Annotated in this window: 8 protein-coding genes; 6 read left to right on the plus strand and 2 right to left on the minus strand. The window is 67.9% G+C overall.

Features of this window, described 5'->3' with window-relative positions; translation table 11 throughout:
• From FE633_RS46330 to pknB, 6 genes are all read left to right on the plus strand, one after another.
• Positions 1-342: FHA domain-containing protein (locus tag FE633_RS46330; RefSeq protein WP_246114153.1), on the plus strand; the 342-nt coding region annotated here is incomplete at its 5' end.
• A gap of 10 nt (positions 343-352) precedes the next feature.
• Positions 353-871: an FHA domain-containing protein FhaB/FipA gene (locus tag FE633_RS46335; RefSeq protein ID WP_119101121.1), complete on the plus strand. Its 519-nt coding sequence runs from the start codon at positions 353-355 to the stop codon at positions 869-871.
• A gap of 90 nt (positions 872-961) precedes the next feature.
• Positions 962-2,533 carry a Stp1/IreP family PP2C-type Ser/Thr phosphatase gene (locus tag FE633_RS46340; RefSeq protein WP_171060410.1) on the plus strand — a complete coding sequence of 524 codons (1,572 nt, stop codon included), beginning with the start codon at positions 962-964 and terminating at the stop codon, positions 2,531-2,533.
• Between the two features lie 27 nt (positions 2,534-2,560).
• Positions 2,561-4,000: an FtsW/RodA/SpoVE family cell cycle protein gene (locus tag FE633_RS46345; protein WP_138051174.1), complete on the plus strand. Its 1,440-nt coding sequence runs from the start codon at positions 2,561-2,563 to the stop codon at positions 3,998-4,000.
• Positions 3,997-5,469 (plus strand): peptidoglycan D,D-transpeptidase FtsI family protein, encoded by a 1,473-nt coding sequence (locus tag FE633_RS46350; protein WP_138051175.1) that lies wholly within the window; start codon positions 3,997-3,999, stop codon positions 5,467-5,469. Before FE633_RS46345 ends, FE633_RS46350 begins: the two co-directional genes overlap by 4 nt.
• Positions 5,470-5,640: 171 nt before the next feature.
• The gene (gene pknB / locus FE633_RS46360; RefSeq protein ID WP_138051176.1) at positions 5,641-7,680 is read left to right on the plus strand and encodes a Stk1 family PASTA domain-containing Ser/Thr kinase; all 2,040 of its coding nucleotides are present in this window, start codon (positions 5,641-5,643) and stop codon (positions 7,678-7,680) included.
• Between the two features lie 128 nt (positions 7,681-7,808).
• On the opposite strand, the gene FE633_RS46365 is transcribed toward pknB, so the two are convergent.
• Positions 7,809-8,549, minus strand: coding sequence for a class E sortase (locus FE633_RS46365; protein ID WP_138051177.1), 741 nt, complete (start codon positions 8,547-8,549; stop codon positions 7,809-7,811).
• 13 nt (positions 8,550-8,562) lie between these two features.
• On the minus strand, positions 8,563-9,332 hold a 770-nt coding region (locus tag FE633_RS46370; protein WP_138051178.1), incomplete at its 5' end, for a class E sortase.

A 9,332-nucleotide genomic window follows, 5' to 3' on the forward strand; every position in this document is an offset into this window, starting at 1 on the left:
AGCCCTGCCGCGCCGATGGGCGGCCGGGGCGCCGCGGCGCCCGGCGCGCTGCCTGGTGCGCGCGTACGGCACTGGATCGAGATCAACGGCACACGCCATCAGATCTCCCGCCCGACGCTGGTGCTGGGCCGCAGCACCGACGCCGACGTGCGGATCGACGACCCCGGCGTCTCGCGCCGGCACTGTGAGATCCGGACCGGAACGCCCTCGACGATCCAGGATCTCGGGTCCACCAACGGCATCGTGGTGGACGGGCAGCACACCACCCGCGCTACGCTCCGCGACGGCTCGCGGATCGTCGTGGGCAGTACCACCATCATTTACCGGCAAGCCGAAGGGTGAAGCGGGGGCAATGTCAGAGCTGACCCTCACGGTCATGCGGCTGGGTTTCCTGGCCGTACTGTGGCTGTTCGTGATCGTGGCCGTGCAGGTCATCCGCAGCGACCTGTTCGGTACGCGTGTCACACAGCGCGGCTCGCGCCGGGAGAACGCACGGCCCCAACAGGCCGCCCGGCAGCAGGCCACGCCTCCGCCGCAGCGCCAGCAGTCGAGCAGCGGCGGCCGTCAGCGCCGAGGCGCGCCCACCAAGTTGGTCGTCTCCGAAGGCACTCTTACGGGTACGACCGTCGCCCTGCAGGGGCAGACCATCACCCTGGGGCGCGCGCACGACTCCACGATCGTCCTGGACGACGACTACGCCTCCAGCAGGCATGCCAGGATCTATCCGGACCGTGACGGCCAGTGGATCGTCGAGGACCTCGGGTCCACCAACGGCACCTATCTCGACCGGAACCGACTGACGACTCCCACACCGATTCCGCTGGGCGCGCCGATCCGCATCGGCAAGACGGTCATCGAGCTGCGGAAGTAGTACGACAATGAGCGAGCGGAGCGAGCACGCAGCGGCGGTCCACACGACGGGCCCCGGCGCGCTCCCGACCGGAGGGTGGGCACCGTGCGGATGTACCCGGAGCCGACGGGCGAGGTGCGCATGAGTCTGTCACTGCGCTTCGCCGCCGGATCGCACAAAGGCATGATCCGCGAGGGCAATGAGGACTCCGGTTACGCCGGTCCGCGCCTGCTCGCGATCGCCGACGGAATGGGCGGCCAGGCCGCCGGTGAGGTCGCCAGCTCCGAGGTGATCTCCACCATCGTGGCGCTCGACGACGACGTGCCCGGCTCCGACATCCTGACCTCCCTCGGCACGGCCGTGCAGCGCGCCAACGACCAGCTCAGGCTGATGGTCGAGGAGGACCCCCAGCTCGAGGGCATGGGGACGACCCTCACAGCGCTCCTGTGGACCGGGCAGCGGCTCGGCCTCGTGCACGTCGGCGACTCACGCGCGTACCTGCTGCGCGACGGCGTCCTGACGCAGATCACTCAGGACCACACCTGGGTGCAGCGGCTCGTCGACGAGGGACGCATCACGGAGGAAGAGGCCACCACGCACCCGCAGAGGTCCCTCCTCATGCGCGCGCTGGGCAGCGGCGACCACGTCGAGCCCGACCTCTCCATCCGTGAAGTCCGCGCCGGCGACCGGTACTTGATCTGCTCCGACGGTCTGTCCGGGGTCGTCAGCCATCAGACGATGGAGGACACCCTCGCGAGCTACCAGGGACCGCAGGAGACCGTGCAGGAGCTCATCCAGCTCGCGCTGCGCGGCGGCGGCCCGGACAACATCACGGTCATCGTGGCCGACGTACTCGACATCGACGGCGGAGACACCCTCGCGGGCCAGCTCTCCGACACCCCGGTCGTCGTCGGAGCGGTCGCCGAGAACCAGAACCAGCTGCACGACAACGGCGCGATGCAGACACCCGCGGGCCGCGCGTCCAGCCTCGGCCGCCCGGTGCCCGGACAGGGCGGCGGTGAGTTCGGCCCGCCCGGCAGCGGCGACACGACGGGGTACGTCCCCACGGACGGCTTCAGCGCCTACTCCGACGAGGACTTCGTCAAACCCCGCCGGGGACGCAAGTGGCTGAAAAGATCCTTCTACACCGCGCTCGCCCTCGCCGTCATCGGCGGCGGGCTGTACGGCGGTTACCGCTGGACGCAGACGCAGTACTACGTCGGCAGCAACGACGAACACGTCGCGCTCTACCGCGGCATCAGCCAGGACCTGGCCTGGGTCTCGCTCTCGAAGGTGGAGAAGGACCACCCCGAGATCGAACTGAAGTACCTGCCGCCGTACCAGCAGAAGCAGGTCAAGGCCACGATCACCGAGGGCGACCTGAACGACGCCCGGTCGAAGATCGAGGCTCTTGCCACGCAGGCGTCCGCGTGCAAGAAGGACGCCGAGCGTCGCAAGTCCGAGAGCGAGAGCAACGCGAAGACCGGCGAGGGCGAAGCCGGTGGTGTCACGGGAACCACACGGACCTCGGCCGCGTCAAAGGCCACACCGACGCCGACCCAGACCCCGTCGTCGCCGGAGTCCCCGTCCCCGTCCAAGTCCCAGACCGCACCCACTCCCACACCCGGCCCCAGCCTCTCCGACGAAGAGCAGAAGCTGGTCTCGCTGTGCGGTAAGCAGTAAGCAAGCCGTGAGGGGCCCTGTCACACGATGAGCAGTACTTCCAACACGTCGACGCACCACACGTCCACGATCGGCGCGATCGGTGCGCCGAGCCGGCGCAACACCGAGCTCGCGCTGCTGGTGTTCGCCGTCGTCATCCCGGTGTTCGCGTACGCCAACGTGGGCCTGGCCATCAACGACCAGGTGCCGTCCGGTCTGCTCGGCTACGGCCTCGGCCTCGGCCTGCTCGCCGCCGTCGGTCACATCGTCGTACGGAAGTTCGCGCCGTACGCGGACCCACTGATGCTGCCGCTGGCCACGCTGCTCAACGGCATCGGCCTGGTCGCCATCTGGCGGCTCGACCAGTCGGAGCGGCTCCAGGCACGAGACACCTTCGTCGAGGCGGCACCGCGTCAGCTGATGTACTCGGCGCTGGGCCTCGCCCTGTTCGTCGCCGTACTGGTCTTCCTCAAGGACCACCGCGTCCTGCAGCGCTACACGTACATCTCCATGGCCCTGGCCCTGTTCCTGCTGCTGCTGCCCCTCGTGCCGGGCCTCGGGGCCAACATCTACGGCGCCAAGATCTGGATCTCGATTCCCGGCATCGGCACCATCCAGCCCGGTGAGTTCGCGAAGATCGTCATCGCGGTCTTCTTCGCCGGCTATCTGATGGTGAAGAGAGACGCCCTGGCCCTCGCCAGCCGCCGCTTCATGGGCCTGTACCTGCCGCGCGGCCGCGACCTCGGCCCGATCATCGTCGTCTGGGCGATGTCCATCCTGATCCTGGTCTTCGAGACCGACCTCGGTACGTCGCTGCTGTTCTTCGGCATGTTCGTCGTGATGCTGTACGTCGCCACCGAGCGCACCAGCTGGATCGTGTTCGGTCTGCTGATGTCGGCGGCCGGAGCGGTCGGTGTCGCCTCGTTCGAGCCGCACGTGCAGCAGCGTGTCCAGGCCTGGCTCGACCCCATGGGCGAGTACCTGAAGAGCAAGGAGGGCCTCATCGGCCACTCCGAGCAGTCCGCGGAAGCCCTGTGGGCGTTCGGCTCCGGCGGCGTCCTCGGCACCGGACTCGGCCAGGGCAACTCCGACCTGATCGGCTTCGCCGCCAACTCCGACTTCATCCTCGCCACCTTCGGCGAGGAACTCGGCCTGGCCGGCGTGATGGCGATCCTGCTGATCTACGGCCTGATCGTGGAGCGCGGCGTGCGCACCGCCCTCGCCGCCCGCGACCCGTTCGGCAAGCTGCTGGCCGTCGGCCTCTCCGGCGCCTTCGCGCTCCAGGTCTTCGTGGTCGCCGGCGGCGTCATGGGCCTGATCCCGCTGACCGGTATGACCCTGCCGTTCGTCGCCTACGGCGGTTCATCGGTGATCGCCAACTGGGCCCTGGTCGGCATCCTGCTCCGAATCAGCGACACCGCACGGCGCCCGGCGCCCTCACCCGCCCCGAACCCCGACGCCGAGATGACCCAGGTGGTCCGACCGTGAACAAACCCCTGCGCCGGATCGCGATCTTCTGCGGACTTCTGGTCATGGCCCTGCTGATCCGCGACAACTGGCTCCAGTACGTCATGGCCACCGACCTCCAGGACGACAAGAACAACCGACGTGTCTCCATCGAGCGCTACGCCCAGCCGCGCGGCGACATCATCGTCGACGGCAAGGAGATCACCGGGTCCAAGAAGACCTCGGGCAGCGACTACGAGTACAAGCGCACCTACAAGGACGGCCCGATGTGGGCGCCCGTCACGGGCTACGCCTCGCAGGCCTTCGGTGCCACGCAGCTCGAGTCCATCGAGGACGGCATCCTCACCGGCAACGACGACCGGCTGTTCTTCCGCCGCACCCTCGACATGATCACCGGCAAGAAGCCGGGTGGCGGCAATGTGGTCACCACCCTCAGTGCCGCCGCGCAGAAGGCGGCCTTCGAGGGCCTGGGCGAAAAGAAGGGCGCCGTCGCCGCCATCGACCCGTCCACCGGCGCGATCCTGGCGCTCGCCTCCACGCCGTCGTACGACCCGTCGACGTTCGCGGGCAACTCCACGGGCTCCGACACCAAGGCCTGGACGAAGCTCCAGAAGAAGAACAACCCCGACGACCCGATGCTCAACCGGGCGCTGCGCGAGACCTACCCGCCCGGCTCCACCTTCAAGGTGGTCACCGCGGCCGCGGCACTGGAGCACGACCTGTACACGGACCCCGACGCGAAGACCGACTCGCCGGATCCGTGGACCATGCCGGACACCAGGACCAAGCTGCCGAACGAGGGCAGCATCCCCTGTGAGAACGCCACGCTGCGCAATGCCCTGAGGTACTCCTGCAACACCGTCTTCGGCAAGATCGGTGCCGACCTCGGCAAGGACAAGATGCTGGAGACCGCCGAGAAGTTCGGCTTCAACTCGCAGCAGTTCGTGCCGGTCCGCTCCAACGCCTCGATCTTCCCGACGAAGATGGACAAGCCGCAGACCGCGCTCAGCTCCATCGGCCAGTTCGAGACCGCCGCGACCCCGCTGCAGATGGCCATGGTGGCCTCGGCCGTCGCCAATGACGGCACCCTCATGGAGCCGTACATGGTCGACCAGCTGACGACCCCCAACCTGGACACCATCGAGAAGCACGACTCCAAGAAGATGAGCGAGCCGCTCTCCAAGGAGAACGCGCAGAAGCTCCAGTCGATCATGGAGACGGTCGTCAAGGAGGGCACCGGTACGCAGGCACAGATCCCCGGCGTCACCGTCGGCGGCAAGACCGGTACCGCCCAGCACGGCGTCGACAACAGCGAGAAGCCGTACGCCTGGTTCCTCTCGTACGCGAAGCTGGACGACGGCAGCTCGCCGGTCGCCGTGGCCGTGGTGGTCGAGGACGGCAGCGCCAACCGAGACGACATCTCCGGTGGCGGTCTCGCCGCCCCCATCGCAAAGGACGTGATGAAGGCAGTCATCGACAGCAAGAAGTGACCCGTGTCACGTTCCCTTCGCAACAGTGCACGTTGCGATACCGGTCCTGTATCGGGTGACGGTTGTGACCAGGTCAGTCAAGGCGAGCCGGGTACCGTATGCCCGGACAGCACCCGCCGGACCACACAACTGGGTGCGGTCGGAACCGACGGAGAGGGCTGGTAGGTAGCTATGGAAGAGCCGCGTCGCCTCGGCGGCCGGTACGAGCTGGGCCAGGTGCTCGGCCGTGGTGGCATGGCGGAGGTACATCTCGCCCATGACACACGGCTTGGCCGCACCGTGGCGGTGAAGACGCTGCGAGCTGACCTCGCGCGCGACCCGTCGTTCCAGGCCCGGTTCCGCCGGGAGGCCCAGTCGGCCGCCTCGCTCAACCATCCCGCGATCGTCGCCGTGTACGACACGGGTGAGGACTACATCGAGGGCATCTCCATCCCGTACATCGTGATGGAGTACGTCGACGGGTCCACGCTGCGCGAGCTGCTGCACTCCGGGCGCAAACTGCTGCCCGAGCGTGCCATGGAGATGACCATCGGCATCCTCCAGGCCCTCGAGTACTCGCACCGCAACGGCATCGTCCACCGCGACATCAAGCCCGCGAACGTCATGCTGACGCGCAACGGCCAGGTCAAGGTCATGGACTTCGGCATCGCCCGCGCCATGGGCGACGCCGGCATGACGATGACGCAGACCGCGGCGGTCATCGGCACGGCCCAGTACCTCTCGCCGGAGCAGGCGAAGGGCGAGCAGGTCGACGCACGCTCCGACCTGTACTCGACGGGCTGCCTGCTCTACGAGCTGCTGACGGTCCGGCCGCCGTTCGTCGGGGACTCCCCTGTGGCAGTCGCCTACCAGCACGTACGGGAAGAAGCACAGCCGCCGAGCGTCTTCGACCCCGAGATCACGCCCGAGATGGACGCGATCGTCCTGAAGGCGCTGGTCAAGGACCCGGACTACCGCTACCAGTCCGCCGACGAGATGCGCGTCGATATCGAGGCCTGCCTCGACGGCCAGCCCGTCGGTGCCACCGCGGCCCTGGGCTCCGTCGGCTATGGCGGCTACCCGGACGACAAGCCGACCACGACCCTGCGCGCCACCGACGGCCAGCAGACGTCCATGCTGCCCCCGATGAACCCGGACGACGGCGGCTACGGCTACGACGACCGTCTCGACCGCCGCCGCGGCGGCGGCCAGCGCAAGGGCAACGCCTCGACGATCCTGCTGATCGTCGCGGGCCTCTTGGTACTGGTCGGCGCCATCCTCATCGGCAAGTGGGTCTTCAGCGAGACCGGCGGCACGGGAGACGAGACGTTCCCGGCGCCGAACTTCGTCAACCGGACCGTGGCCGAGGCCAAGGACATGGCGCGAAACGTCGACCTGAACGTGACGACCACCCCGAAGGCCTGCGAGGACACTCCCAAGGGCAGCGTCTGCGCACAGGACCCGAAGGCGAAGACCCAGGTCAGCAAGAACGACACGATCACGCTGACGGTGTCGACGGGGGCGCCGAAGGTGGCGGTGCCGAACGTCATCGACGACAGCCTCGAGGACGCCCAGAGGAAGCTTGAGGGCGACAAGTTCCAGTTCAAGGTCAAGACGGAGAGCAAGGAGTCCAGCGAGGAGCCGGGCACCGTCCTCGACCAGGACCCGCAGGCCGGTGATGAGGTGGAGAAGGGATCGACGATCACTCTCACCATCGCCAAGGAGAAGCAGCAGTCGACCGTCCCCGACGTCACCGGCAAGACCTGTGACGAGGCCAAGGCGCAGTTGGAGGAAAACGACCTCGTCGGCGTGTGCGCCGAGGTGGAGACCGACGACGACGCGCTGATCGGCAAGGTCATCTCCACGTCGCCTTCGGCCAACTCCCAGGCCGACCCGGGCTCCCAGGTGACCATCCAGGTCGGCAAGGCGTCCGAGGACGAGGAGCAGGCCCAGGTGCCGAACGTGGTCGGTCAGCAGGTGAAGCAGGCCAAGGAGACCCTGAAGCAGGCCGGCTTCAACAACGTCCAGTTCGCCCCCGGCAGCGACCAGGGCGACGAGGCGCTCGTCACCGCCCAGGATCCGCAACAGGGAACACCGGCGGACCCGAAGTCCCAGGTGATCACGTTGTCCACCGCGAGCTTCGGCAACGGAGGCAACGGCAACGGAGGCGGAGGCGGAGACGGCGGCATCTTCGGCGGCGTCGACGGCACGTCGGCCCGTACCGAGGACTGACACCCGCTCCGTCCGGCACGACGGACGGCACGACGAAGCCCCGGCCCTCTACAGGAGGCGCCGGGGCTCTGTCGTGTCCGACCTCTCGCCGCGCAGTCCTCGACAGCCCTTCACAGGGGGCGGTCGGTTCAGCGCAGTTCCTTCGGCGGTGTGCGGTCGTCGTCGACCTTCTCGACGCGCTCCAGCTCGCCCCACACCACATACCGGTAGCGGGACGTGAAGACGGGCGTGCAGGTCGTCAGGGTGATGTAGCGGCCCGCCTTCTTCTTGCCCGACTCCTTGGGGATGGAGGCGAGGACCTTGACGTTGAACTTCGAGGTCTCGGGAAGGACGGCGTAGACCTTGTAGACGTACCAGTCGTCCTTGGTCTCGAAGACGATCGGGTCGCCCTTCTTGAGCTTGTCGATGTTGTGGAACTTCGCCCCGTGACCGTCGCGGTGCGCGGCCAGTGAGAAGTTGCCCTTCTTGTCCTGCGGGAGCGCGGACTTGACGGGGTCGGTGTAGTAGCCGGCGACGCCGTCGTTGAGAAGCTTCGTGGAGGTGCCCTTCTTGACCAGCACCTCGCCGTTCTTCATCGCCGGTACATGCAGGAAGCCGATGCCGCCCTTGGTGTCCAGACCGAGGGGGCCTCGGCCCTGCGCCCAGTTGTCGCGCACCTCGTCGCCCTGCTTGTTCGCCTCGCGGTCCGCGACGACGTTCGTCCACCACAGCGAGTAGGCGACGAACAGACCGAGGATCAGGCCCGCCGTGATGAGGAGTTCACCGAAGAAGCTGACGGCCATCGCGATCCGGCCGATGCCGCGGCGGCGCGGCGCGCGCGAAGACGCCGGTGCGTCGGTCTGCTCTTCGTGGTCGGTCGTCGCTGCCACTGTTCATGTGTCCTTACTCGACGAGGGCATCGGGCTTCCCCTTGCTCCGCTGCCGTTCCTCGACCATTTTGCCCCAGACGATCATCCGGTACTTGCTGGTGAACTCGGGAGTGCAGGTGGTGAGGGTGATGTAGCGGCCCGCCGTGGTGAAGCCCGACCCCTTGGGAATCGCGTCCAGGACAGCCGTGTTGGCCGGCGACGTCACCGGCAGGATCGACGCCATCTTGTATACGAAGTACTTGTCCTGCGTCTCGACGATGATCGGGTCCCCCGGCTTGAGCCGGTTGATGTACCGGAAGGGCTCGCCATGGGTGTTGCGGTGCCCGGCCAGCCCGAAGTTGCCGGTCTTCGCGTCCGGCATCGCCGTCGTCAGGTTTTTCTCGGCATAGTGGCCGACCATCCCGCGGTCGAGCACCCGCTTCTTGTCGATGCCCTCGGCGATCGGCACCACCACGTCCAGCTTCGGAATGTGCAGGAGCGCGAAGCCCTGCCCCGGCTCGAACGCACCCGGGTTCCGCTTGCCGCTCGCCCAGTTGTTCTGCAGGTTGTTCGCCTCGCTGCCCGCCTGCGCATGCGCCCGGATGTTCGTCCACCACAGCTGGTACGTCACGAACAGCAGCATCAGTACGCCGGTGGTGATGAACACCTCGCCGATCGCCCGGCTGGCCAGCACGGCCGCCCCCGGCTTCCGCGCCCGCGCCGCCCGCCGCGCCTCCATGCGGGAGAGGGGCGCCGCGCCGGGCTCCGCCGACCGCTCCTGCGCCCCGACGGACGCGCCTGACG

Origin of the sequence: Streptomyces montanus (genome assembly GCF_005786655.1) — a bacterium.
In the GTDB taxonomy this organism is placed as follows: domain Bacteria; phylum Actinomycetota; class Actinomycetes; order Streptomycetales; family Streptomycetaceae; genus Streptomyces; species Streptomyces sporangiiformans.

Coding starts and splice junctions, on each gene's coding strand:
- FE633_RS46335 (WP_119101121.1), top strand. CDS start 353: ATGTCAGAGCTGACCCTCACGGTCATGCGGCTGGGTTTCCTGGCCGTA.
- FE633_RS46340 (WP_171060410.1), top strand. CDS start 962: ATGTACCCGGAGCCGACGGGCGAGGTGCGCATGAGTCTGTCACTGCGC.
- FE633_RS46345 (WP_138051174.1), top strand. CDS start 2,561: ATGAGCAGTACTTCCAACACGTCGACGCACCACACGTCCACGATCGGC.
- pknB (WP_138051176.1), top strand. CDS start 5,641: ATGGAAGAGCCGCGTCGCCTCGGCGGCCGGTACGAGCTGGGCCAGGTG.